Source organism: Streptococcus oralis subsp. oralis (assembly GCF_002096595.1).
Classification (GTDB): domain Bacteria; phylum Bacillota; class Bacilli; order Lactobacillales; family Streptococcaceae; genus Streptococcus; species Streptococcus oralis_D.
Window position 1 is genome coordinate 272,393 of the sequence record NZ_NCUR01000009.1, and the last position, 23,537, is coordinate 295,929.

The following is a 23,537-nucleotide window of genomic DNA, read 5'->3' on the forward strand; positions in this document are numbered from 1 at the left end:
CGATATTGCTGAGCACCTAAAATTACAGCAACGGTAAAATTTGACCAATGCCATTGTAGACTATGTGCAGTCCAATAGGCCAATAAATGGACTTTGTCACTCTAAATAAGACTGCAAATATGAGACCGCCACCCATATATACGAAAAAGTCTGTCAAGACCCAACCATGATTACTAATATGCAAGACCCCGAATAAAACAGCCGAACCAAGCACATCCAGTCCCCATTTCTTTCCTTTTTCCAGAGCGGTCATCACCAATCCACGATAAATCATCTCTTCAAAAATGGGACCTGCAATCACAGGATAGAAAAAATACATCAAAAATGCTGTAGCTCCTGTAAAAGTAGGGACATCCAGTTGATAAGCAATTTCATTTTTGGTAGATGGGAAAAGATAAAATGTGACGAAATTCCAAATAACAAAAGCAAGAAGAGCTAAAAAGGAATAAAAAAGATAGGAACCTCTAAATTTTCGACTGTTAATTTTCTGCCATTTCCCTGACCAAACCATAACAATAATAGCAAGCAGAACCACAAGAAAATTCAACAGCATATCCGACAAATAATAGGCAAAGTCGGATAGACCAGCAGCTAGATCGGTATGTAAAAGCAAACGAATGAAGAACTGGTCAGCAATGACAAGTAAAACGGCTATAATAAAGTAGTAGCGTGAGATTATCTTTTTCATTCTATTTTCTCCTATACTATGAAATAAGGATAGTATAACACGGAAATCACCACATTTTAGAAAATCGCATATTTGACATTTTTTTCTTATAGAAATTTCATTTTTGCGATTGTTTGTTAATCGATAAGGTCTTTATATTGCTGTAAGCGTAGTTCAAAAAGAGCTGTTAATTGTGGATTTTCTAATACTTGTAGAGATTGGATAAAGTCTTCAATCTCTTTTTGATTGCTTTCCTTAGTTTGAAGGAATACACTCATCTTCTTTAAAAACTGCAATGATACTTTCTCAAAAACATCATATGGCCGGAGCATGCTCTCTAACTCGGCTTCAAAGATTGGGATGTAGGAGAAAAGTTTGCGCTCCATGAGTTCTGAGATGATATTAAGATAACCACTTTTCATATACAATTGATTGTGTACTAACTCTTTAAATTCCTTGGATTTTTCAAGTAAAGAGGTGGATAAAAAAATCAAATCTTGATTACTCAAGAAGGGCATGGTATTGCAAAAAAGATAGAGTTCAAACCAGGTCCAAGACTCGATAGCATAGAGGTAAGTAGTTAAAAACTCGCTATCCTCCTCTTCTAACGGATACCTTTTATCTAAGGAATGGATGGCATCTTTGATCACAATAGCATTCAAACGACGATAGGTCTGCGCCATCTGTTCTTGCTCGACCTCCTCTAATAATTGCTCTAAGCCTGCTATATCTTGATGGGCAAAACGATCCACAACCTTTCGACCAATTCGCATATGTGGTGATTCTTGATAGTTGTTAAGCTTGTGTCCAAACTCATCAAAGGTCACATTTATCGCTTGGATAGCTAGAATCAGCTTATCTGCAGACAGCATAGACTGCCCTAGTTCAAACTTGGATAGCTGGGATGCTGTCAGGCCATCACAAGCCACATCTGACTGCTTGAGTTTTCTCGCCAGGCGCAGTTCCTTGTAAAATTCTCCCAATTCCTGTTTTTCAATCATAGCCAAACTCCCCTTTAAAGATTCCCTTTACTATTCTATTCGTAAAAATTTTTACTTTTTTAACATATTATAAAATATTTTATCAAAAAAGCCAGCCTCAAGCTGACTCTTTATTCCATAGTATCAAAGGCGAGGCTTGGTTTGGCGTTGAGGTCCAAGCCTGCAAAATTTTCTTTATTCCACTCGCTGACGCTAGCATAGGCAATCATACCTGCATTGTCTCCACAAAGGCGCAGGGGTGGGATGATGACCTTGACATCTGTGATTTCAGCTGCTAGGCGTTCTCTGAGCCCTTTATTAGCTGCCACGCCACCGGCCACGACTAGGGTTTTAACAGGATATTTTTCCAAAGCCTTCTTGGTTTTGGCCATAAGAATGTCCATGACTGCTGCTTGGAAAGATGCTGACAGGTCTTCCTTGGACAAGCTTTCTCCCTTTTGCTCGGCATTGTGGTGAAGATTGATAAAGGCAGACTTCAAACCTGAGAATGAAAACTCTAGATTGTCCTCCTTAATCATGGCACGAGGAAAGTCATAAAGATCCTGCCCCTGATGAGCTAGCTCATCAATTTCGCGACCTGCAGGATAGGTCAAGCCCATGACACGGCCGACCTTATCATAGGCCTCACCAACTGCATCGTCCCGCGTTTCCCCAACAATCTTATAATCCCCAGCCTCAGAAACATAGACCAACTCCGTGTGCCCACCGCTAACCAAGAGAGCTAGCAAGGGAAACTCCAAAGGCTCAACGCTCTGAGCCGCCATGAGGTGACCAGCCATGTGATTCACAGGGATCAGCGGAAGTCCATGAGCCCAAGCAAAGGCCTTGGCAGCTGACAAACCAACTAGCAGTGCTCCGACCAAGCCTGGTCCGTAGGTAACAGCCACAGCCGTTACATCCTCTTCGGTAATTCCTGCTTCTGCTAGCGCCTCCTCGATGCAGGCTGTAATAACCTCGACATGGTGACGGCTAGCCACTTCTGGCACTACGCCCCCAAAACGTTTGTGACTCTCAATTTGACTCGCAATGACATTGGACAAGAGCTCATCGTCGTTTTTCAAGACGGCGACACTGGTCTCATCACAGGATGTCTCAAATGCTAAAATATATCTATCCTTCATCTATTTCTCTCTTCATGATGATGGCGTCCTCGACTGGATCATGATAGTAGGCCTTTCGCTCAGCGATGACTGCCATCTTTTCTTTCTTGTAAAATGCTTGCGCTCGGTGATTTGACTTTCTGACTTCGAGGAAAATCTCCTTGTCTGTCGGCAATGTTGCAAACAAGGCTGATGCTATTTCCTGTCCTTGATAGGCTTTCTTGACAGCGATTTGCAGGACTTCTGCCTCAAAGAGATTCTCCTGCACAGCTAGAAATCCAATCACTTCTGTTCCATCATAAGCTAGAGCGTACCAAGTTTGGTCTTGGGACAGGTCTGCTTGGATTTGTTCCAGCGTCCAAGGACTGACTGGGTAAACATCTGCCATGACAGCGTAGATGGTTTTAGCTAGTTCAGGCTGTTTTTGGATTCGTTTGATTTCTATCATAGGCGTTTAATGTAAGACCCGCCAGACTCGGTATGGTTCTTGAGCCAGTTTTCCTCAGCTTCAACACGTTTGAGGTAATTTGGTACAAAGTCGTGCAAGGAGTCTGCTTTCTTGTCCCAAGCCCAAAGAGCTAGATTAGCTGCATTTGGCAAGGTCTCTTGGTAACTAGCTTGTGGTAGCTGTTCTTGAATCTGCTCCACAAAGGCTCCAACTTCTCCAACAAAGGTCACCTGGTCAGCATCCTTGACCTGCTCTAGCACTTCCGCAAAGGACAAGTGTGCTTCTGGAAAGACTGACTTGGCATTTTCATAAAATCCCGCATAGACATTGTTGCGACGCGCATCCATCAAGGGAACAAGTAAGCCTTCTTGTTGGCGTGGCACCAGAGCCAAGAGACTAGACATGCCAACTAACTCAATGTTCAGGGTATGAGCCAAGGTCTTGGCAGTTGCTACAGCGATTCGTAAGCCAGTATAACTACCTGGTCCTTCAGCTACCACGATTCGATCCAAATCCTTGGATGTCCAATCCAAACTTGCCATCAAAAAATCGATGGCTGGCATGAGGGTAATACTGTGATTTTTCTTGATATTGATCATAGTCTCGGCAAGAACCTGCTTGTCCTCTAAAATGGCTAGAGAAAGAGCCTTGCTGGACGTATCAAAAGCTAATACTTTCATAACATATTCCTATCTTTTTGTCTGTTTACTATTATACTACAAAAGCTAGCGCATGGGAATTTTCTTTATTTTGAAACAAAAGGGCCTGCCACTTAGACAGGCAATTCTACACAACAAATTCAAAAAAGTTGTAGCTTTTTTGAATAGAAAAGTGAACAAGGAAATTGAAAGGTTCTTCGTAAAAAATTTGGATCAGGCATATATGTTTCAACTCGATTTTCGACGTTAGAAATCATCGTCATAACAATAAAGATAGCACCTAAAAATAGAAAAATCCATCCCATCTAAAGACGAGGTGGATTTTCTGTTTATCTAGAGAAATAATTGACTTTAAGCGTTTAAACCAAAGTAGAAAACGAGCCAGACAACATAGGTAACTAGGAGGAGAAAAATTGAATAGAGCGTCACAAAAGCAAGCTTCCAAAGGAACTTTGTTTTGCGGTGTTCCAGATGCACAAACAGGGCATTCCCCCCATAGACACAAGCTACAAAGACTACAAACATCAAGAGGCGAACCCCTACTGCAAATTCAAACAAACTAAACATTCTTAATCCTCCTTTTGGTATTCCTATTTTTATATAAACTGTTGACAATATCGGTCTATCAATGTTAAAATGTAATTCAACATTGGTAGGAAAATCAGGTTGAGTCGCTGACTCTTCGGGTTGCAGTGCTATCCCTGAAACTTTGGTTTCTAAAGAACTGAAATTGCGATTGAACAATTCGCCCCCAGTGTTTGACGGCTCTTGACTTCGGTCAGGAGCTTTTTGATGCTTTTAAAGTTGATTCCCTCAGTAAGTTATAGTAAAATATAAATATTGAGAGGATAACGTAGGGCGACTGGTAACAGAGCGTTCAAAGGTACCAACTTCTGGTACGGGTGTGGGACTGCCCTCAGCTTTGAGCTGTAAAGACCCCTGACTACCATTGATCCTCTCTTTTTGTTTACTCTTAAATTAAGTGCTTGTCTTTACCTTTTAGTAAGCGCTCCACTCCATGCTATTTCTACATCGTTATACTTATAGATTGACTTCTTAGCCTCATAGATGATAGAATTAAGTAAAGGCTGAGATCGAGTTTGATTTGGTGACAAGTCATTCAAAGGTTGCGATGCATTCGCTTCAGGTAGAGGTGTTGCCATCTGGACTGCTCCAGGAAAATCCCCGAGTTTTGTCTCAGCCTTTTTATTTGCTCTTGAGATTTCTCAAGAGTTTTTCTTTTTTCAAAGGTATCATTCTGTCCCAGCCATCTACACCAACGATTAATGAAACTAGAACTATATTCTTCCTTAAATTTACTATCTCTTTAGATTCCCCCTTTAATTATAACACCTAAGCGCTCTCCGACCAAATCCTACCTGTCTTTTTGCTTCCTCTTTCCCTCCCGACTTTCTCCATTTCCGTCTTTTACTAATTTTTCATTTTGTGGTATAATTGAAATAATTGTAACGAATCAAGGTCAATCTAGACACAAAATGGAATGAAATTAAGCAAATCTCTGCTAAAAGTTTGGAATAAGCTGACCTGTAAATAGAAAGGAAATATATGATTTACAAAGTTTTTTATCAAGAAACAAAAGAACGTAGCCCACGTCGTGAAACAACACGCTCACTTTACCTAGACATCGATGCCAGCTCAGAACTTGAGGGCCGTATCGCTGCTCGCCAACTTGTCGAAGAAAACCGCCCAGAGTACAACATCGAATTCATCGAACTCTTGTCTGACAAATTGCTAGATTACGAAAAAGAAACTGGCGCTTTCGAGATTACGGAGTTCTAATATGGCCTACACTCTTAAACCTGAAGAAGTCGGCGTTTTTGCCATCGGTGGTCTGGGAGAAATCGGGAAAAACACTTACGGAATTGAATACCAAGACGAGATTATCATCGTCGATGCTGGGATTAAATTCCCAGAAGATGACTTGCTAGGTATCGACTATGTCATTCCTGATTACTCTTACATCGTGGACAATATCGACCGCGTCAAGGCTGTTTTGATAACACACGGACACGAGGACCACATCGGTGGGATTCCCTTCCTGCTCAAGCAAGCAAATGTCCCTATCTACGCTGGACCACTTGCCCTGGCTTTGATCCGTGGAAAACTCGAAGAACACGGTCTCTTGCGCAACGCCAAACTTTACGAAATCAACCACAACACTGAGTTGACCTTTAAAAATCTCAAGGCAACTTTCTTTAGAACAACCCACTCCATTCCAGAGCCTTTAGGGATTGTCATTCATACTCCTCAAGGGAAAATCGTTTGTACGGGTGACTTTAAGTTTGACTTTACTCCAGTTGGAGAACCTGCAGACTTGCACCGTATGGCTGCCCTTGGTGAAGAAGGTGTGCTCTGTCTCCTGTCTGACTCGACAAATGCGGAAGTACCAACCTTTACCAACTCTGAAAAAGTCGTTGGCCAGTCCATCATGAAGATCATCCAAGGCATTGAAGGACGCATCATATTTGCATCCTTTGCCTCCAATATTTTCCGTCTCCAGCAAGCAACAGATGCTGCTGTTAAGACCGGACGCAAGATTGCAGTCTTTGGTCGTTCTATGGAAAAGGCCATTGTCAACGGGATCGAACTTGGCTACATCAAAGCTCCTAAGGGAACCTTTATCGAGCCAAATGAAATCAAAGACTACCCTGCTGGCGAGGTTCTTATCCTTTGTACAGGTAGTCAAGGGGAGCCGATGGCAGCCCTCTCTCGTATCGCCAACGGAACCCACCGTCAAGTGCAACTCCAACCCGGCGATACCGTTATCTTCTCTTCTAGCCCAATTCCTGGAAACACCACTAGCGTCAACAAGCTGATTAACATTATCTCAGAAGCTGGTGTCGAAGTTATCCACGGTAAAGTGAACAATATCCATACATCTGGACACGGTGGTCAGCAAGAGCAAAAACTCATGCTCCGCTTGATTAAGCCAAAATACTTCATGCCTGTCCATGGTGAATACCGCATGCAAAAAGTCCACGCTGGACTAGCGGTGGATACTGGTGTCGAGAAGGACAATATCTTTATCATGAGCAATGGTGACGTGCTTGCCCTTACTGCTAACTCAGCTCGTATCGCAGGTCATTTCAATGCCCAAGACATCTATGTCGATGGAAATCGTATCGGCGAAATCGGTGCAGCCGTCCTCAAAGACCGTAGAGATCTATCCGAAGACGGTGTCGTACTTGCAGTCGCAACTGTTGACTTTAAGTCGCAGATGATTCTATCTGGACCAGATATCCTCAGCCGCGGCTTTGTCTACATGAGAGAGTCTGGTGACTTGATTCGCCAAAGCCAGCGCATCCTCTTCAATGCAATTCGTATCGCGCTGAAGAACAAAGATGCTAGCGTGCAATCTGTCAATGGTGCCATTGTCAACGCCATTCGCCCCTTCCTCTATGAAAATACAGAACGTGAACCGATTATCATCCCGATGATCCTCACACCAGATGAAGAATAAATCAACAAAACAGCCCCGTCTTCGGAGCTGTTTTTTCTATGCTTTCTTTTCTTGATTTTTAGAAATACTACGATTTTTACCTTCCAAATACACCATCAAAATAGAAATATCTGCTGGGTTTACTCCCGAAATACGGCTAGCTTGGCCGATGGTTTCTGGATTGATGAGTTTGAACTTCTGGCGGGCTTCTGTCGCAATCGAGTCAATATCATCCCAGTCGATGTTAGCTGGAATGCGTTTTTCTTCCATGCGTTTCATCTTGGCAACCTGATCCATGGCTTTTGAGATATAGCCTTCGTACTTGATTTCTGTTTCAATCAATTCGATAATCTTGTCATCTAACTCTTCAGCAGCAGGTCCGATAAAGGCCACCACATCTTGATAAGACACTTCTGGGCGACGAAGGAATTCCTTGGCTGTCACCGCATCTGTCAATGGCTTGAAGCCCATCTCCTCAACCTTAGCATTGGTTTCCTTGACTGGCTTGAGTTTGATGCTGTCTAGACGCTTCATCTCATTGTCAAATTGATTTTTCTTGATTTCAAAGCGAGCCCAGCGTTCATCATCCACAAGACCAATCTCGCGTCCCATCTCGGTCAAACGCATATCGGCATTGTCATGACGAAGGATGAGACGGTATTCTGCACGGCTGGTCAAGAGACGGTAGGGTTCAATGGTTCCCTTGGTCACCAAGTCATCAATCATGACCCCAATATAACCGTCGCTTCGTTTCAAAATCAATTCAGGCTTGCCTTGGATTTTCAGAGCTGCGTTGATCCCAGCGATAATCCCTTGACCTGCTGCTTCTTCATAACCTGACGTTCCATTTGTCTGACCAGCAGTGAAAAGACCTGAGATTTTCTTGGTTTCCAAAGTTGCACGCAACTGGTGAGGCAAGACCATATCGTACTCAATAGCATAACCCGTTCGCATCATCTCAGCATTTTCCAAACCTTTGATAGAATGAACTAAATCACGTTGGACATCCTCAGGCAGGCTGGTTGAAAGCCCTTGAACATAGACTTCCTCTGTATTGCGCCCTTCTGGCTCGAGGAAGAGTTGGTGACGTTCCTTGTCCGCAAAGCGCACAATCTTGTCCTCAATCGATGGACAGTAACGAGGCCCCACTCCCTTAACCACACCTGTGAACATAGGCGCACGGTGGAGGTTGTTTTGGATAATCTCATGACTGGTACCATTAGTGTAAGTCAACCAGCATGGCACTTGGTCCTTGACATAGTCCTCATCTCGTGAAGTGTAGGAGAAGTGATTTGGCGCTTCATCTCCTGGCTGAATCTCTGTCACATCGTAATTGATAGAGGAAGCCTTGACACGTGGAGGCGTTCCTGTCTTGAAACGACCAATTTCGAGTCCCAGTTCCTTGAGATTGTCAGCAAGGTTAATCGAAGCCAAGCTGTGGTTTGGTCCTGATGAGTACTTGAGGTCTCCGATGATAATTTCCCCACGGAGGGCTGTTCCTGTCGTCACGATAACGGCCTTTGCGGCATACTCTTGATGGGTCGCTGTACGAACACCGACAACCTTGCCATCTTCCACCAAAATCTCATCAATCATGGTCTGACGAAGGGTCAGATTTTCTTGGTTTTCAACCGTCTTGCGCATTTCCTTAGAGTAAAGCTCCTTGTCAGCTTGCGCACGAAGGGCGCGAACAGCTGGACCTTTCCCAGTGTTGAGCATCTTCATCTGGATGTAAGTCTTGTCAATGGTCTTGGCCATTTCGCCACCGAGAGCATCTACCTCACGCACGACAATCCCCTTGGCTGAACCGCCGATAGAAGGATTACAAGGCATGAAAGCCAGCATTTCAATATTGATAGTCGCAAGCAAGACCTTACAGCCCATACGGCTAGCAGCTAGGGATGCCTCCACCCCAGCGTGCCCCGCACCGATTACAATAATATCGTATTCTTCTGTAAAATTATAAGTCATTTTCTCTCCTATTCTTCAAGATGAATGTGTCGCAGCTGGCCGTCCCAATCTGGTAAGGCTGTTTTTAAAAAGGCTGGAACCAGCTGGAAATCCTCTAACTCATCCAAGTCAATCCACTCACAGGGCTGTATTTTCTCATCTTCCTGCATGGTCAATGGGGCATCCTCAAGCAAGTCCACCAGATAATGAAACTCGATGTTGTGATAGGAAACACCGTCTTGTTCAAAACGATTTTCAACTACGAAAGCTAGCTGTCCAGCTTGAGCTTTGACGCCCAGTTCTTCCTTCACTTCGCGGACTACCGCTTCTTCCGTTCTTTCATTGACTTGAATCGCACCGCCGATAGTGTAACACTTGTCCTTGTCTTTGGTGACTAGAAGCTTGCCATTTTGGACAATCAAGGCTGTCGCCCGAACACCAAAAACCGTATTCCCTGCTTTTGTTCGAAAGTCTTGTTGAGTCATTTTTATCCTTTCCCTTATACTCAATGAAAATCAAAAAGCAAACTAGGAAGCTAGCCGCAGGCTGTACTTGAGTACGGCAAGGTGAAGCTGACGTGGTTTGAATTTGATTTTCGAAGAGTATTAAACGACACAAAAACAGTCAAAACTCCAAAGAAGTGCAGGACAAAAAGCCTGCAACATCCATGAGCTTTGACCATCATTTCTATTGCTTTTATTATTGTAGCAAATTGAGAAAATTTGTCAATCTAAATGTACTATGATTGGCGAATCGCCTCAAAAGCTCCTTTGTCAATCTCAACCGAGTCAGCGAAAGCATCTAAAACAATCCCTCTCACCGGAAACTCCCCCATCTCTTCCGCAACAACTAAACAGTCCATAAGAGGTAATTGCAACCAGGAAAAACGGTCATAATAGTCCTTAGGAATATCTTGTTCAGTTAAGAAACAAGGATAGAAGTAGTCGTCTCCCTTTCGCAGAATATCCGGTTTTAGTCGTACCCCTTCTTGTTCATCACTCTCATCCAGAAGATTCGGATTGAAGGGGACCCAGACTTTAGCTTGTTTCAATTCCTTGAACAAGGCTTCAATCGACTCTGTCGTTTTCTCTCTCAAATACTCTTTCTTATAGTCAGAAAGGCTCATTGTTTGCTCTTTTTTAGCCGTTTTTTTCTTAAAAAACTGAAACATTCTCTTTCCTCTTAGAAAATCTTAAATGTACTGACAAACTTGTCCATCACGATAAGCATTGTCAATCAAACCGCCACCGAGACACTCATCGCCATCGTAAAAGACAACTGCCTGTCCTGGTGTGATGGCGCGTTGTGGTTCCGCAAAGATGACCTCTGCCTTGTCTCCTTTGACATGGACTGTCACCTTAGAGTCAGGCTGACGATAGCGGAATTTAGCCGTACATTCGAGCGTAAACTCCTCTGGCATCTCACGAGTAAAGTGGACTTGACTGGCTTCTAGGCTTGTTGACATGAGCGAATCATGATAGAAGCCTTGGCCGACATAGAGGATATTCTTGCTCAGGTCTTTTCCGACAACGAACCACGGCGCATTGTCACCACCGTGTTGCCCACCGATACCGAGTCCGCCACGTTGACCAATCGTATAGTACATAAGACCTGCATGCTCGCCCATATCGCGTCCATCTACGGTCATCATGCGACCTGGCTGGGCTGGCAGGTAGTTACTGAGAAATTCTTTAAAGTTCTTTTCTCCGATAAAGCAAATCCCTGTCGAATCTTTCTTCTTGGCAGTCGCAAGACCTGCTTCTTCTGCTATTTTTCGTACTTCGGGCTTTTCCAAATGCCCCAGTGGGAACATGGTTTTTTGGAGTTGTTCTTGCGAAAGTTGACTGAGGAAATAGGTCTGATCCTTGCCATTGTCCACGCCACGAAGCATATGAACGATGCCATCCTCATCACGCGCTACTCGGGCATAGTGCCCAGTCGCTACATAGTCTGCGCCTAAGGTCATGGCATAGTCCAAAAAGGCCTTGAACTTGATTTCCTTGTTGCACATAACGTCTGGATTTGGCGTGCGTCCTGCACGGTATTCCGCTAGGAAATACTCAAAAACGCGGTCCCAGTACTCTTTTTCAAAATTGACAGAGTAGTAGGGAATGCCGATTTGGTCTGCCACCGCAGCCACATCCTTGTAATCTTCGGTCGCCGTACAGACGCCATTTTCGTCTGTGTCATCCCAGTTCTTCATGAAGATACCGATCACATCGTAGCCCTGCTCCTTGAGCAAGAGAGCCGTCACCGACGAATCAACACCACCACTCATCCCCACGACAACACGTGTTTTAGAGTTATCACTCATGGTAAGTCTCCCATCTATTCGTTTATTCACGATTGAAGGTCGTGTGTGCTTTAACGATTGAAGGTCGCTTGAGCAGTATTCATTATAACACGCTTGGTTGGAGAAGACAAGAAAGAGGCTGATAAATCATCTCAACCTCTCTTTCTTACTTTGCAAACGAATCAATTTTCCCCTTTAAGTTCTTTCTTCGCTTGTTTTATCTGGTATTTCACTTGCTCAAAGCCGGTTCCTCCTAAGGAATTCCGTCTCTGAACAGCGGTTTCTGGACGCAAGTAGATATAAATATCCTCTTCAATCAAGGGATGGTAGGCTTGCAACTCCTTCAAATCCCAATCTTGGATATTTTTACCATGCTTGATAGAGTCTAGAACCAATTTCCCTACTATTTCATGAGCTTCTCTAAATGGCAAGCCTTTCCCTGCCAAATAATCTGCCAGTTCGGTCGCATTCGAAAAATCATTCTCTGTAGATTGCTGCATTTTGGCCTTATTAACCTGCATGCTCGATAGCATACCTGCCAACACATCCAGAGAATTTAAAATCGTTTCTACTGTATCAAACATGCCTTCCTTGTCCTCTTGCAAATCCTTATTATAGGCCAGAGGCAAAGACTTCATGACGGTCAATAGTCCAAGTAAGTGCCCGTAAACTCGTCCTGTCTTCCCTCGAATCAATTCGGCCATATCAGGATTTTTCTTCTGGGGCATGATAGACGAACCCGTTGAAAAGCTATCAGACAAGCTAATGTACTGATACTCAAAACTGCACCAATTGATGATTTCTTCACAAAAACGGCTCATATGCATCATCAAAATGCTGGCATTTGACAGAAATTCCAAGATAAAATCACGGTCACTCACTGCGTCCAAGGAATTGATATAGGGTTGTTGGAAGCCCAATAAATCACTCGATAATTGACGATTGATTGGAAAAGTTGTCCCTGCCAAGGCAGCCGCACCCAGAGGAGATAGGTCCGTATGTTTCAGGTTAAATGCAAAGCGTTCGCTATCCCTTTGAAACATATTGTAATAAGCCATGAGATGATGGGCAAAACTAATCGGTTGGGCGTGCTGCAAATGGGTATAGCCTGGCATGATGGTTTCTACATGTTTTTCAGCCAAATCCAGCAAAACACTGTTCAGATTCGCCAACTTATCCAAAACATGGCCAAGCTGCTCCTTTAGATATAAGTGCATATCTGTTGCGACTTGGTCATTCCGAGAACGAGCCGTGTGCAGTTTCCCAGCCAGAGGACCGATTTTCTCTGTCAGCAACACTTCCATATTCATATGAATATCTTCATTTGCAATATCAAAATGAAGCTCCCCTGCCTCTAAATCTCGCAACAAAGCTTTCAGACCATCTTGGATCTGCTCTGCCTCTTCCAAGCTCAAAATGCCAGTCTGTCCTAGCATTTGAACATGAGCTAGGGAGCCCATCAAATCAAATTTTGCCAGCTGGTGGTCAAAGGAAATACTCGCACCGAACTGTTCTACCCAATCTTCCACAGTGCCTTCAAATCGACCACCCCATAATTTTGTATTTTTCGACATATCCTGTCGTCCCTTTCTATCGCGTCACTACTCAACATTTTTCTGAACTTCTGAATAAACCTTAGTCGGAAGCCCCCAAAGCTTGATAAATCCAACAGCCGCATCTTGGTCAAAGGTGTCCGCACTAGTATAAGTCGCCAAATTTTCATCGTAAAGAGAATTTGGAGATTTCCGAGCCACTACCTGGGCATTCCCCTTATAGAGTTTAACTTTTGCAGTTCCATTGACAACTTTCTGTGTCTCCTTGATATAGGCAATCAAAGCCTGAGTTGCTGGGCTAAACCACAAGGCATTATAGATGAGATTGGACAACTCATTTTCGATAATAGGTTTGAAATGAGCCACTTCTCTCACAAGAGTCAAGTCCTCAATCTCCTTATGAGCTGCCAATAAAGTCACCGCACCTGGGCACTCATAAATCTCTCTTGACTTAATACCGACTAGGCGATTTTCCACATGGTCAATACGACCGACACCGTGTTTGCCCGCAATTTCATTTAGCTTTTGAATCAAAGTAGCCACTTTCATCTTCTCTCCATTGAGGGAGATAGGCACCCCGCAACTAAACTCAATGTCAATAAATTCTGGACTGTCTGGTGCCTCTTCTGGCGAAGATGTGATTCCAAATGCTTCTTCTGGCGCTTGGTTCCAAGGGTTTTCCAAAACACCACATTCATTTGCACGTCCCCAAAGATTTTGATCGACAGAGTAAGGATTGTCAAGGTCAGCAGGAACTGGAACGCCGTTTTCTTTTGCATATTGGATTTCTTCTTCACGAGACCATTTCCACTCACGAACAGGCGCAACTACCTTTAGATTGGGATCCAAAGCTGCAATAGAGACTTCAAACCGAACTTGGTCGTTTCCCTTGCCTGTACAACCATGGGCAATTGTGGTTGCCCCCGTCTGATGAGCTATTTCAACGAGTTTTTTTGAAATAAGAGGGCGACTCAGAGCAGATACCAAGGGGTACTTTTGTTCGTAGTAGGCATGAGCCTGAAGGGCCACTAAAACATAGTCGTTAGCAAATTCTTCCTTAACATCAATGACATAAGACTCAACAGCCCCAACCTTGAGAGCTTTATCGTGGATGAACTCCAAATCTTTTCCTTCACCCACATCCATACAAACAGCGATCACATCATAGTCTTTTTTTAACCATGTAATAGCAACTGATGTATCCAATCCACCTGAATAGGCTAAAATGACTTTTTCCTTACTCATTTCTCTTCCTTCTTTCTATTTTTCGATAGAGACTTTAAAAGCATCGTCAATCAATTTGTCCAACTCCCCAGAATCCTTCAACTTCTGGATGGTTTTGTCAACCGCCTCTTTTAATTCTTTACTGTCTTTTTTCATCGCAACAGCGTAGGAATCTTCTTTGTCATTGTCAAAATCAAACTCAGCGATGGCTAGGTCTGGGTTATTCTCTACAAAACCTTTCGCCACTGGCTCCTCAAAGATAACCGCATCCAGTTGCCCTGATTTCAAATCTGTTATCAAATTTCCATTTTTAGGAAGTGAAACGAGAGAAGAATCCTGCAAGGTTTCTTTAGCCAGAGTTTCCTGGATAGAACCTTTCTGCGCTCCAACCTTTTTCTGAGCCAAATCCTTGACTGATTGGTAATTCGTTAATTCAGATTTTCTTACGATAACCTTATTTTTCGAAGTGTAGTAGGGAATTGAAAAATCGTAAACTTGACTTCTCTCCTCCGTCTTAGAAACTCCTGATATGGCAAGATCGGCCTTGCCCGAATCAAGACTAGCCAGTACATTGTCAAAACTCATTGGAGAGAATTCCACTTCCACACCTAGTTCCTTTGCGATGGCTTTAGCTAGCTCAACATCTGAACCTACAATCTGATTTTTCCCATCAACCAATTTCTGGTATTCAAATGGAGCAAACTCTGGATTTAGGGCCACCACCAATTTCCCTTTAGCCTTAATGGCTTCAACACCTTGGGATTGAGTGTTACTACAAGCAAATAATAAGGGAAACATAAGCAAACCAAACATCGTCATCAACACCTTCTTCACTTTATTCATAGAAGAGCCTCCTTTTATTTTTATACTTTATTATTGTATAAATAATACTCTTCTCATTTTCGTTTGTCAAGAAAAAACTGTATTTTATTTCATTTAAATCAAGAAAAAGCTTATTATATGATATATTTTTACATATAATAAGCTTATTTATACTATTTGAGTTTTTAAAAATACAATTGTCCAATTACAGGTAAGATGAAGAGATCAACGAACTCTCCACATTCTCTTTCACAATTCAATGACTCGATGGCATTGTTGAGCTACATAGGCATCGTGGGTAACGATAATGACCGTTTTCCCTTCCTTGTTCATATCTAAGAGAAAGTTTAAAACCAAATCTCGATTTTCAGGGTCTAGAGAGCCGGTTGGTTCATCTGCTAACAGGAGCTGACTCGGTTTTAAAATGGCTCTAGCAACTGCGATTCGTTGCTGTTCCCCTCCAGATAACTCTGAAACCTTCTGATGTAGGGTTGATGACAATCCCACTCTCTCTAAAATTTCTTCTATCTTTTTGACTTTGTCCTTCTTGGATAATTTTACATACTTTAGAGCGAGCATGAGATTATACTCTACTGTTTCATTATCAATCAGAGCAAAGTTTTGAAACAGATAGGAGATATGTTCGCGGATAATCGCTTGCGACTTAACAGAATTGACAGGTACATTTTGCTGACCGAAAATTTCATAATGTCCACTGTAATCGCCATCTATCAAACCCAAGAGATTTAACAAGGTTGACTTGCCACTGCCACTTTTTCCAACAATGGCAACTAAATCTCCTTGGTTAATTTTTAGAGATAAGTTCTCCAAAATAACTTTTTCCCCAATGGTTTTCGTAACATTTTCCAACTTTATCATAAGTGATCCCCTTTCAATAACTGCACTACATTTCGTTTTTCCATCTTAGAACCCAAGAAAAGCACAAACAGGATATCTAAGCCTGTAAATCCTGCAAAAAGTAGGAGCGGGAAAAGTGCCTGTGTAAAGAATAGCAGGGCTACAAAAGGAAGGCTATAGACAGCTAATAGAAGACCCAGCAAGGAACGATACCGATCTATCAATTTCCAGCCCATAAACTTCTTGGTAATAATATCTGTTCGCTTCAATAAGAAAGTTGTTACTAGTAAGAAGTAGGAAATCATCATACTAAGAAGACCAACCAAAGCAAAGAGTATGTTGAAATTCCGAACAGCATCTCGATAAGAATCTACTTTCTCTTGTTGAATGGCTTGAATAGATGAAAATTTTAAATAATTCCCATCTGATAATTTCTCAACTAACGCTGTCACCTCTTTTTGATGTTGAGCTGTATTTTCGATTTTAATGGGATTATTTAAACCTGTTGTTGACAGGGAAGCTTTTTCATCCCACATCATATCAGAATCATTGACCAAGCTAATAATTGGATTGTAGAGATTTTCCTTTCGCTTCTCGTTATAAGGGAAAAATGACCAATCTCCTTCATAATAGGCAATCTCGACATCCACCTCCTCTATCCTTCGTTTTTGCTGCTCTTCATACTTCATTGATTGATAGGTAATCAACTTCCCCAAGAGCTGGTTTTTCTCTTCTTCACCTTTCGTACTTGCTGGCATCAAAATAACTTTTTTAGTGCCGGTATCGGGTAACTTGAATCCCTTGCTCTTTAGAAAATTGCGATTAGCATAGTACACATCCACCGTATCTGTTAACTGATATTGCTGAATCTGTTCTGATTTGACAAAATTTTTTACAGGAAGACTGCTACTTTGCACATAGCCCGCCTGCGTTTTTTCTACCAAATCCAGATAAAATCGATAGAAATAATCCACTGCTTGCCCTGAGCCTGCCAACTGCTCTTGCCACAGGTTATCATTGAGTTGGAAAGTTTCTAAGGTCAGATAATTTCCTTGACTGATCCACTGTTTCTGGTAATCCAACTCTTTGTTTTCTTGCTCCAAACTTTTCCCCACCCCAACTAGCAAGACTGTCAGTAAAATGGTGGTTCCAATTTTCATCAAATAATTAAAGAGTAAACCAAATTTGAAAGATGAAAAACCTTTCAGCAGAGAGCTGATTGTCATTTTTTGGATTAAGAGATAAGTCAACCAACTGATAAAGAGATAAAGCTGCAAAAGCAAAAAATGGGACAACCACAGCATAGGGAACAAATCTTTCGGCTTATAATCAAGCAAGAAACACACTCCTAGATTGATCACAAGCGCCCCACCTAGGAGGAGGTAGAGGTTGCCTTTCACAACATCAGCTAAAACAGCCCGATCTTGAAAACCAAGTAATTTTTGTACCCCAACTCTTTTCATCTCCATCATCGGCTGATACACTGTTACTAAGACAAGAAGCAAAATAGCCAAGACAAAAATAATAGCAGATAAGAGCAAATCTCGATTTAAGACTTCCACTGCACTTTTGTAGGTTGGCTCTAGCAAGGTAGTCTGGTCAGTCTTGAAAAAATCACTCCACTTCTGTAAAATCTGATCTCTATCCATCTCTTGAGCCGAACTAATCGTGTAGCGACCATTTAAACTACGAGATGTATCCTTGATGTAGGCTTGAAAAGTCATAAGCTGAATAGGCTTGGCTTTTAGAAAGGTCGGAATCGTACCAAGTTTATTGGAAATTTCTTTATTACTGTAGACTCCTTCACCATCTGTGGTAAAACCAAGGGAAGAAATCCCAAACTCTTGGTAGGGGAAGGTATCTTTATCAAAAACACCAGACTTGATTACCTCATCACCACTGTCTGTTTTGATGATGGATACTTTGTATTCCTTTGATACATACTCAAAAAATCGAAGAACAGATTCTGCAGGTTCATTGACATCTTTCAAGTATACATCCAAAGAACTCGCTGTCTTTCCCATTTCCTGAATCCGAACTACTTCTCGTGTATAGTTTACATTAAAAACAAAGAAAGTGGTACACAGAAGCAGTAGTAACATACAGAAATTACTGATTTTTTTCATAAAGATACCTCCAATAAAGTTCTCCCTCTCCTAATAGGAGAGGGAAAATTTCACTTAAAATCCATAGAAATATTCTAATCCTGTTGGCGGAATTTTAGTAAGGGAAGCTTGTGCCCAAACCCTAGGACCCTGACGATCCTTAGAGATTCTACCTCCATGTCGGACAGTTGCTGTATGAGAGCGAGTAGAATGTAAATAATCAGAATATCCAAAAGTTCCTGTCCAACCTACTCCATAGTTCCATTGACCACCATCTACCCATACTGCTAAAGCATTTGTCGTAGCAAGCAGACCACATGCCATTACGGTTGCGACACCAATTTTTACTAATTTTTTCATGATATTTTCCTCACATCTTATATCTTGAACTGTTTCACAGAAACAGATGAATTGGTTCATTTGTAAACATTGAAGTCCATTGGACTCACCTTCCTTTCGTTTTACTTAATCAAAATTTTATAAGAGCCATCCCCAAGGGAAGAAAATAACCATCCATAACATAAATAACAACAGACGATATACTTTTTTATACATTTGATACCCCCTTAGTACTTCATCATCTTGATTATAAAATACAATATACCTTGTCGTAAAATTTGTTAACCTTTTTCACAAATTTATTTTAGATTTCTTTTTTACTTTTTATATTACTATGATACAATATTTTTAATCAGTTTCAATTTATTGTTAACTTTTTTCACAAATAAGGAGGGAATCATGCGCTACGATTTTGGAAATGTTTATAAAGAAATCCGTGAGTCAAAAGGATTGACTCAAGAAGAGGTCTGTGGGGGTGTTCTCTCAAGAACCAGCCTATCAAAAATAGAAAGTGGCAAGACAACTCCAAAATATGAGAATATGGAATTTCTTCTCCAGCAAATTAATATGAGTTTTGAAGAGTTTGAATATATTTGCCATCTCTACCACCCAAGTGAACGATCAACTATCATGCAGACTTTTCTAAAAATGGCTTCTATTAGTGGTACGAGCGACTTAAGTAAATTACTCAAAAAATGCCAACATTATCTAAAAACACATCATGATTTTCCCATCCAGCAGTTGCAAGATATGCTCGAAATCGTTATCTACATCCGTGAAAATGGGATAGAAAAATTGTCAAGTAAGGTTGACAACATTGTAAACAGATTATGGGATAAGATTGAGAAACAAGATACTTGGTATGAGAGTGACCTCAAAGTCCTTAATACCATTCTCTTTGCTTTTCCTATGGAGTATATTCATCAGATTACCGAAAAAATTCTCGAACGACTAGAGGTTTATAAACACTATAGTCCTGTCTTTCAGCTTCGTATGATGTTGCTTCTGAATCTCTCAACTCTTTATCTTTACAATGGTGATAAGTTGCTTTGCAAACAGCTTTGCTACACTCTCTTAGAGGAGGCAAAAGCAAGCAAACAGTACGATACACTTGCGTTTTCCTATATTCGTATCGGCATTTGTGCTAATGATGCTCAGTTGATACAGAATGGACTCTCCTTAGCTAAACTAGTAGAAGATGAACACTTACTAACAGAGCTAGAGCGAGAAGTTAACATCTTTGTAAACAAAAAAGAGCCCTAAAGGACTCTTGTATTCTTAATACCAACCGTTGTTAAGCCAGAAGTTCTTGGCAGCTGTCCATGAACCGTAACGTCCTGCAACGTAGGCATCTGCTACACGTTCTTGGTTTTCAGCTGAGTAGTCACCGTTCAAGTATGAATCTGTCAATTGGTAACGTCCGATGTAACGTCCGTTTGTAGCAGTGTAGCTACCACCTGATTCTTTTTGAGCGATCCATTCTTTGGCTTCTGCTTCAGAACCACTTACAGTAGAAGCTGCTGCAGTGTTGCTTTCTGCTGCTGGAGTTGCAGGTGCAGCTGGGGCTTCATAAGTTGTTGTTGCTGCTGGAGCTTCTTCAACTGTTTCTGTAGCTACTGGAGCTGTTTCTTCCGTTGTTGCTGCTGGAGCTACAGTAGAAGCTGTTCCTTCAATAACCAAAACTTGGTCAACATAGATAAGGTGAATATCTTTAATGTTGTTTTTTGCCGCCAATTTTTCAACAGTTGTGTTGTACTTCTCAGCGATTTCTGAAAGAGTATCACCTGATTTAACTGTGTAAGTTACAGTTTCTTGGGCAGATGCAAGTGATGGAGCAAAGAAAGCAAGCAAAGCTGCTACTCCTGCGATAGTTGTTTTAATTTTTTTAGTTGTTAATGACATATCTAAAAATTCTCCTTTTTATCTATGATACTATTCTACTCCTCGAATGTTACCGTTGTTTAACGGTTTTATGTAGAAATATTACAAAAATGTTTTATATTTACCGTTTTATGGAGGTTTTTGTCACAAAAGACCTTATTTTATACTATCTTTAATCATTTTAAGCTTTTGATAAGGGAAATAAGCGCAGAGGTCCATTCTTTGATATAATAGATATAAGAATCTTTGTAAGGGGAAACAGATGCACTCACTTCGTTTTCAATCTGTCTTTGACATTATCGGACCAGTTATGATTGGCCCATCAAGTAGCCATACTGCTGGAGCTGTTCGCATCGGGAAAATCGTCTCTTCCATCTTTGATGATACGCCGACAGAAGTCGAATTCCAATTATTTAACTCATTTGCCAAAACCTACCGTGGTCATGGAACTGACCTCGCTCTCGTCGCTGGTATATTAGGTATGGATACAGACGATCCCGACATTCCAAATAGCCTAGAGATTGCCCATAAACGCGGTATCAAGATTGTCTGGACCATTCAGAAAGACAGCAACGCCCCTCATCCTAATACCACTAAAATTACTGTGAAGAATGAACGCAAGTCCATCAGTGTGACAGGAATTTCCATCGGTGGAGGAAATATCCAAGTTACGGAACTTAACGGCTTTGCTGTCTCTCTCAACATGAACACACCAACCATTATCATCGTGCATCAAGATGTTCCAGGTATGATTGCCCATGTTACTGAAGCCCTCTCTCGTTTTGATATCAACATCGCGCAGATGAATGTGACTCGAGAAAAAGCTGGAGAAAAAGCCATTATGATTATCGAAGTCGATAGTCGAAGTTGCGAAGAGGCGATTAAAGAAATCCGAAAAATCCCTCATCTCCATAATGTCAATTTCTTTAAGTAGGAGGAAACATGTTTTATTCTATCAAAGAATTGGTCGAGCAAGCAGATCTAGACTTCCAAGGAAATGTCGCAGAACTCATGATTGCGACAGAATATCAACTAACCGGTCGAGAACGGCCAGAAGTTCTCCTCCTCATGGAACGCAATCTAGAAGTCATGAAAGCCTCTGTCGAGCTCGGTCTCAGTGAAAATAAATCCCGTAGTGGCTTAACGGGTGGAGACGCGGCCAAACTAGACCGCCATCTCAAAAGTGGCAAGGCCTTGTCTGACTTTACCATCCTATCAGCAGCCCGTAATGCCATCGCGGTCAATGAACACAATGCGAAGATGGGCTTGGTCTGCGCCACTCCAACCGCAGGAAGTGCTGGCTGTCTGCCAGCCGTTCTCACTGCTGCTATCCAAAAACTTGACCTCAGCCACGAAGAACAGCTGGATTTCCTCTTTGCTGCTGGTGCCTTTGGATTGGTTATCGCAAACAATGCCTCTATCTCAGGTGCTGAAGGTGGCTGCCAGGCCGAAGTTGGCTCTGCCTCTGCCATGAGTGCCGCAGCCTTAACCTTGGCTGCAGGTGGGACCCCCTATCAGGCTAGCCAAGCCATCGCCTTTGTCATTAAAAATATGCTGGGCCTCATCTGCGACCCCGTCGCTGGTTTAGTCGAAGTTCCCTGTGTTAAGCGCAATGCCATGGGAGCAAGCTTTGCCTTTATAGCAGCAGACATGGCCTTGGCAGGTATCGAGTCTAAGATCCCTGTTGACGAAGTCATCGATGCCATGTACCAAGTCGGATCGAGCCTTCCAACTGCCTTTCGTGAAACAGCTGAGGGTGGACTCGCTGCCACTCCTACTGGTCGTCGCCTACAAAAAGAAATCTTCGGCGATTAAACTTATCTATATCTATCAGGAGAAACTATGCCCTCTATCTCAGCAGTCTTTTTTGATCTAGACGGAACTCTGGTTGACAGTTCCATCGGGATCCACAATGCCTTTACCCATACCTTTAAAGAGCTAGGAGTTCCAAGCCCTGATGCCAAAACCATTCGTGGTTTTATGGGACCGCCCCTTGAAAGTAGTTTTGCAACATGTCTTCCCAAGGAGCAAATCTCAGAAGCTGTGCAGATATACCGCTCTTACTACAAGAAAAAAGGAATCCACGAAGCCCAACTCTTCCCCCGAATAACGGAATTGCTCCAAGAGCTTTCGCAAAACTACCCTCTCTACATCACTACAACAAAGAATACTCCTACTGCTCATGATATGACTAAAAATCTGGGAATCCATCATTTCTTTGATGGCATTTACGGCTCTAGTCCGGAAACGCCACACAAGGCGGATGTCATCCGTTTTGCCTTGCAAACGCATCAACTCCCTGCAGACCAAGTCCTTATCATCGGAGATACCAAGTTTGATATGATTGGAGCCCAAGAAACTAGCATCAAAAAGTTCGCTGTTACTTGGGGATTTGGAGAAGAGGCTGATTTGCTCAGCTATCAGCCTGACTGGATCGCCCATACCATTGATGATATCATTAGCCAACTCTAACCATACAAAAATACTCCTAACACTAGTGAACTAGGTTGAGGAGTATTTTTTTATATCTTGTTACTATCAGAAGGAATCAACTCCATGCTTAAGCAGTAATTTGATCCTGTTCTTCAGTATCTGCATCTTCATCCTTCTTACTTGGCCAAGCAAGCATGACAATAAGAGCAATCGGTCCAACGATAGGAACCAAAGCAATGAAGATAAAGGCCCAGCGGAAACCAGCGTCTCGTAAGCTGCGAAGCGACTCAGACGTTTTTAAATAGAGTAAAAATATCTTAATATTTTCGTACCATTTCTTCAAACCGAGAGTCTTCCGTATTCTCTTTATCTTTTTCACTATTCTCTATCACTTTTTCTCCAAATCGTTGACTTGGCATAGCGAGCATAACGAGCAGTGTTATTGCACCCAAAGGAACAAATACAATAAAAATATAGGCCCAATGGATACCCACATCTCGTAAGCGACGTACTATCAGTGCTAGTAGAGGAACAAACTCTACTATAAACAAAATAATACACATACTGAAGACCGTAATATTCCTAATGGCTTTATCAGATTCTACTCCAGTAAAAAGTGAGTAGTAGGCGGGCAAGAAAATCACCATATTTAGTAGCCAAACCCACCAAAATTCTGGACGTGTGGAACGACCAGAAAAATTCGCGTAGCCTTTGAAAAAACTCCTAATAGCAGTCAGCATACAA

At 42.1% G+C, this 23,537-nt stretch carries 25 protein-coding genes; 6 read left to right on the top strand and 19 right to left on the bottom strand.

The genetic code is table 11. The features are described 5' to 3' along the window. Positions 1-22: 22 nt before the first annotated feature. From B7714_RS03690 to B7714_RS03715, 6 genes are all read right to left on the bottom strand, one after another. Positions 23-688, bottom strand: a complete 666-nt coding sequence (locus tag B7714_RS03690) for a CPBP family intramembrane glutamic endopeptidase (RefSeq protein ID WP_084859668.1) — start codon at positions 686-688, stop codon at positions 23-25. A 116-nt stretch (positions 689-804) separates the two neighbouring features. Then, on the bottom strand, positions 805-1,668 hold the full coding sequence (locus B7714_RS03695) for an Rgg/GadR/MutR family transcriptional regulator (protein ID WP_084859669.1): 864 nt from the start codon (positions 1,666-1,668) through the stop codon (positions 805-807). A 110-nt stretch (positions 1,669-1,778) separates the two neighbouring features. Then, the gene (gene tsaD, locus B7714_RS03700) at positions 1,779-2,789 is read right to left on the bottom strand and encodes a tRNA (adenosine(37)-N6)-threonylcarbamoyltransferase complex transferase subunit TsaD (protein WP_084856492.1); all 1,011 of its coding nucleotides are present in this window, start codon (positions 2,787-2,789) and stop codon (positions 1,779-1,781) included. Then, entirely contained in the window at positions 2,779-3,216 is a 438-nt protein-coding gene (rimI, locus tag B7714_RS03705) for a ribosomal protein S18-alanine N-acetyltransferase (RefSeq protein WP_000569810.1), read from the bottom strand. The genes tsaD and rimI overlap by 11 nt, the downstream gene beginning before the upstream one ends. After that, positions 3,213-3,896 (bottom strand): tRNA (adenosine(37)-N6)-threonylcarbamoyltransferase complex dimerization subunit type 1 TsaB, encoded by a 684-nt coding sequence (gene tsaB / locus B7714_RS03710; RefSeq protein ID WP_084859670.1) that lies wholly within the window; start codon positions 3,894-3,896, stop codon positions 3,213-3,215. Before tsaB ends, rimI begins: the two co-directional genes overlap by 4 nt. 330 nt (positions 3,897-4,226) lie before the next feature. Next, positions 4,227-4,442, bottom strand: coding sequence for a hypothetical protein (locus B7714_RS03715; protein ID WP_000492029.1), 216 nt, complete (start codon positions 4,440-4,442; stop codon positions 4,227-4,229). 999 nt (positions 4,443-5,441) lie between these two features. On the opposite strand from B7714_RS03715, the gene B7714_RS03720 reads away from it, so the two are divergent. Both B7714_RS03720 and rnjA read left to right on the top strand, forming a co-directional pair. Beyond that, a complete protein-coding gene (locus B7714_RS03720; RefSeq protein WP_000639585.1) occupies positions 5,442-5,675 on the top strand; it encodes a DNA-dependent RNA polymerase subunit epsilon in 234 nt (77 codons plus the stop codon). Between the two features lies 1 nt (position 5,676). Then, positions 5,677-7,356 carry a ribonuclease J1 gene (gene rnjA / locus B7714_RS03725; RefSeq protein ID WP_084859671.1) on the top strand — a complete coding sequence of 560 codons (1,680 nt, stop codon included), beginning with the start codon at positions 5,677-5,679 and terminating at the stop codon, positions 7,354-7,356. 36 nt (positions 7,357-7,392) lie between these two features. Here rnjA and mnmG read toward each other — a convergent pair whose 3' ends face one another. From mnmG to B7714_RS03775, 10 genes are all read right to left on the bottom strand, one after another. Then, complete coding sequence (gene mnmG / locus B7714_RS03730; RefSeq protein ID WP_084859672.1) at positions 7,393-9,306, bottom strand: tRNA uridine-5-carboxymethylaminomethyl(34) synthesis enzyme MnmG; 1,914 nt, start codon at positions 9,304-9,306, stop codon at positions 7,393-7,395. An 8-nt stretch (positions 9,307-9,314) separates the two neighbouring features. After that, positions 9,315-9,770, bottom strand: coding sequence for an NUDIX hydrolase (locus B7714_RS03735; protein ID WP_084859673.1), 456 nt, complete (start codon positions 9,768-9,770; stop codon positions 9,315-9,317). A gap of 254 nt (positions 9,771-10,024) precedes the next feature. Then, on the bottom strand, positions 10,025-10,456 hold the full coding sequence (locus tag B7714_RS03740) for an SseB family protein (RefSeq protein ID WP_084859674.1): 432 nt from the start codon (positions 10,454-10,456) through the stop codon (positions 10,025-10,027). A 21-nt stretch (positions 10,457-10,477) separates the two neighbouring features. After that, positions 10,478-11,599, bottom strand: coding sequence for a tRNA 2-thiouridine(34) synthase MnmA (gene mnmA, locus B7714_RS03745; protein ID WP_070799887.1), 1,122 nt, complete (start codon positions 11,597-11,599; stop codon positions 10,478-10,480). A gap of 161 nt (positions 11,600-11,760) precedes the next feature. Continuing rightward, positions 11,761-13,152 (bottom strand): argininosuccinate lyase, encoded by a 1,392-nt coding sequence (gene argH, locus B7714_RS03750; RefSeq protein WP_084859675.1) that lies wholly within the window; start codon positions 13,150-13,152, stop codon positions 11,761-11,763. 27 nt (positions 13,153-13,179) lie between these two features. Next, positions 13,180-14,376 carry an argininosuccinate synthase gene (locus B7714_RS03755; protein ID WP_000031910.1) on the bottom strand — a complete coding sequence of 399 codons (1,197 nt, stop codon included), beginning with the start codon at positions 14,374-14,376 and terminating at the stop codon, positions 13,180-13,182. Positions 14,377-14,391: 15 nt separating this feature from the next. After that, positions 14,392-15,198 (bottom strand): ABC transporter substrate-binding protein, encoded by an 807-nt coding sequence (locus B7714_RS03760; RefSeq protein ID WP_001045251.1) that lies wholly within the window; start codon positions 15,196-15,198, stop codon positions 14,392-14,394. A gap of 228 nt (positions 15,199-15,426) precedes the next feature. Continuing rightward, on the bottom strand, positions 15,427-16,056 hold the full coding sequence (locus B7714_RS03765) for an ABC transporter ATP-binding protein (RefSeq protein ID WP_000593109.1): 630 nt from the start codon (positions 16,054-16,056) through the stop codon (positions 15,427-15,429). Further along, positions 16,053-18,161, bottom strand: a complete 2,109-nt coding sequence (locus B7714_RS03770; protein WP_084859676.1) for a bacteriocin-associated integral membrane family protein — start codon at positions 18,159-18,161, stop codon at positions 16,053-16,055. Before B7714_RS03770 ends, B7714_RS03765 begins: the two co-directional genes overlap by 4 nt. Positions 18,162-18,215: 54 nt before the next feature. After that, positions 18,216-18,500 (bottom strand): lactococcin 972 family bacteriocin, encoded by a 285-nt coding sequence (locus B7714_RS03775; RefSeq protein ID WP_000737526.1) that lies wholly within the window; start codon positions 18,498-18,500, stop codon positions 18,216-18,218. Positions 18,501-18,878: 378 nt separating this feature from the next. On the opposite strand from B7714_RS03775, the gene B7714_RS03780 reads away from it, so the two are divergent. Further along, positions 18,879-19,742: a helix-turn-helix domain-containing protein gene (locus tag B7714_RS03780; RefSeq protein ID WP_001268190.1), complete on the top strand. Its 864-nt coding sequence runs from the start codon at positions 18,879-18,881 to the stop codon at positions 19,740-19,742. A gap of 15 nt (positions 19,743-19,757) precedes the next feature. Here the strand turns inward: B7714_RS03780 and apf are convergent, their stop codons facing one another. Continuing rightward, entirely contained in the window at positions 19,758-20,381 is a 624-nt protein-coding gene (gene apf, locus B7714_RS03785; protein WP_042767626.1) for an aggregation-promoting factor, read from the bottom strand. 241 nt (positions 20,382-20,622) lie between these two features. Between apf and sdaAB the strand changes: the two genes are divergently transcribed. Genes sdaAB through B7714_RS03800 form a run of 3 tightly spaced genes read left to right on the top strand, consistent with a single transcriptional unit; the run spans position 20,623 to position 22,832 of the window. Beyond that, positions 20,623-21,294: an L-serine ammonia-lyase, iron-sulfur-dependent subunit beta gene (gene sdaAB / locus B7714_RS03790; protein WP_084859677.1), complete on the top strand. Its 672-nt coding sequence runs from the start codon at positions 20,623-20,625 to the stop codon at positions 21,292-21,294. A gap of 8 nt (positions 21,295-21,302) precedes the next feature. Next, positions 21,303-22,175, top strand: a complete 873-nt coding sequence (sdaAA, locus tag B7714_RS03795; RefSeq protein WP_007520872.1) for an L-serine ammonia-lyase, iron-sulfur-dependent, subunit alpha — start codon at positions 21,303-21,305, stop codon at positions 22,173-22,175. A 27-nt stretch (positions 22,176-22,202) separates the two neighbouring features. Further along, complete coding sequence (locus B7714_RS03800; protein WP_084859678.1) at positions 22,203-22,832, top strand: HAD hydrolase-like protein; 630 nt, start codon at positions 22,203-22,205, stop codon at positions 22,830-22,832. A gap of 88 nt (positions 22,833-22,920) precedes the next feature. Here B7714_RS03800 and B7714_RS03805 read toward each other — a convergent pair whose 3' ends face one another. After that, positions 22,921-23,136 (bottom strand): DUF805 domain-containing protein, encoded by a 216-nt coding sequence (locus tag B7714_RS03805; RefSeq protein WP_084859679.1) that lies wholly within the window; start codon positions 23,134-23,136, stop codon positions 22,921-22,923. Then, positions 23,111-23,533 carry a DUF805 domain-containing protein gene (locus B7714_RS03810; protein ID WP_084859680.1) on the bottom strand — a complete coding sequence of 141 codons (423 nt, stop codon included), beginning with the start codon at positions 23,531-23,533 and terminating at the stop codon, positions 23,111-23,113. Before B7714_RS03810 ends, B7714_RS03805 begins: the two co-directional genes overlap by 26 nt. Positions 23,534-23,537 lie beyond the last annotated feature (4 nt).

Bases quoted from the DNA above. Each gene is read 5' to 3' on its own strand.
- B7714_RS03690 (WP_084859668.1), bottom strand. From the start codon at position 688: ATGAAAAAGATAATCTCACGCTACTACTTTATTATAGCCGTTTTACTT.
- B7714_RS03695 (WP_084859669.1), bottom strand. From the start codon at position 1,668: ATGATTGAAAAACAGGAATTGGGAGAATTTTACAAGGAACTGCGCCTG.
- tsaD (WP_084856492.1), bottom strand. From the start codon at position 2,789: ATGAAGGATAGATATATTTTAGCATTTGAGACATCCTGTGATGAGACC.
- rimI (WP_000569810.1), bottom strand. From the start codon at position 3,216: ATGATAGAAATCAAACGAATCCAAAAACAGCCTGAACTAGCTAAAACC.
- tsaB (WP_084859670.1), bottom strand. From the start codon at position 3,896: ATGAAAGTATTAGCTTTTGATACGTCCAGCAAGGCTCTTTCTCTAGCC.
- B7714_RS03715 (WP_000492029.1), bottom strand. From the start codon at position 4,442: ATGTTTAGTTTGTTTGAATTTGCAGTAGGGGTTCGCCTCTTGATGTTT.
- B7714_RS03720 (WP_000639585.1), top strand. From the start codon at position 5,442: ATGATTTACAAAGTTTTTTATCAAGAAACAAAAGAACGTAGCCCACGT.
- rnjA (WP_084859671.1), top strand. From the start codon at position 5,677: ATGGCCTACACTCTTAAACCTGAAGAAGTCGGCGTTTTTGCCATCGGT.
- mnmG (WP_084859672.1), bottom strand. From the start codon at position 9,306: ATGACTTATAATTTTACAGAAGAATACGATATTATTGTAATCGGTGCG.
- B7714_RS03735 (WP_084859673.1), bottom strand. From the start codon at position 9,770: ATGACTCAACAAGACTTTCGAACAAAAGCAGGGAATACGGTTTTTGGT.
- B7714_RS03740 (WP_084859674.1), bottom strand. From the start codon at position 10,456: ATGTTTCAGTTTTTTAAGAAAAAAACGGCTAAAAAAGAGCAAACAATG.
- mnmA (WP_070799887.1), bottom strand. From the start codon at position 11,599: ATGAGTGATAACTCTAAAACACGTGTTGTCGTGGGGATGAGTGGTGGT.
- argH (WP_084859675.1), bottom strand. From the start codon at position 13,152: ATGTCGAAAAATACAAAATTATGGGGTGGTCGATTTGAAGGCACTGTG.
- B7714_RS03755 (WP_000031910.1), bottom strand. From the start codon at position 14,376: ATGAGTAAGGAAAAAGTCATTTTAGCCTATTCAGGTGGATTGGATACA.
- B7714_RS03760 (WP_001045251.1), bottom strand. From the start codon at position 15,198: ATGAATAAAGTGAAGAAGGTGTTGATGACGATGTTTGGTTTGCTTATG.
- B7714_RS03765 (WP_000593109.1), bottom strand. From the start codon at position 16,056: ATGATAAAGTTGGAAAATGTTACGAAAACCATTGGGGAAAAAGTTATT.
- B7714_RS03770 (WP_084859676.1), bottom strand. From the start codon at position 18,161: ATGAAAAAAATCAGTAATTTCTGTATGTTACTACTGCTTCTGTGTACC.
- B7714_RS03775 (WP_000737526.1), bottom strand. From the start codon at position 18,500: ATGAAAAAATTAGTAAAAATTGGTGTCGCAACCGTAATGGCATGTGGT.
- B7714_RS03780 (WP_001268190.1), top strand. From the start codon at position 18,879: ATGCGCTACGATTTTGGAAATGTTTATAAAGAAATCCGTGAGTCAAAA.
- apf (WP_042767626.1), bottom strand. From the start codon at position 20,381: ATGTCATTAACAACTAAAAAAATTAAAACAACTATCGCAGGAGTAGCA.
- sdaAB (WP_084859677.1), top strand. From the start codon at position 20,623: ATGCACTCACTTCGTTTTCAATCTGTCTTTGACATTATCGGACCAGTT.
- sdaAA (WP_007520872.1), top strand. From the start codon at position 21,303: ATGTTTTATTCTATCAAAGAATTGGTCGAGCAAGCAGATCTAGACTTC.
- B7714_RS03800 (WP_084859678.1), top strand. From the start codon at position 22,203: ATGCCCTCTATCTCAGCAGTCTTTTTTGATCTAGACGGAACTCTGGTT.
- B7714_RS03810 (WP_084859680.1), bottom strand. From the start codon at position 23,533: ATGCTGACTGCTATTAGGAGTTTTTTCAAAGGCTACGCGAATTTTTCT.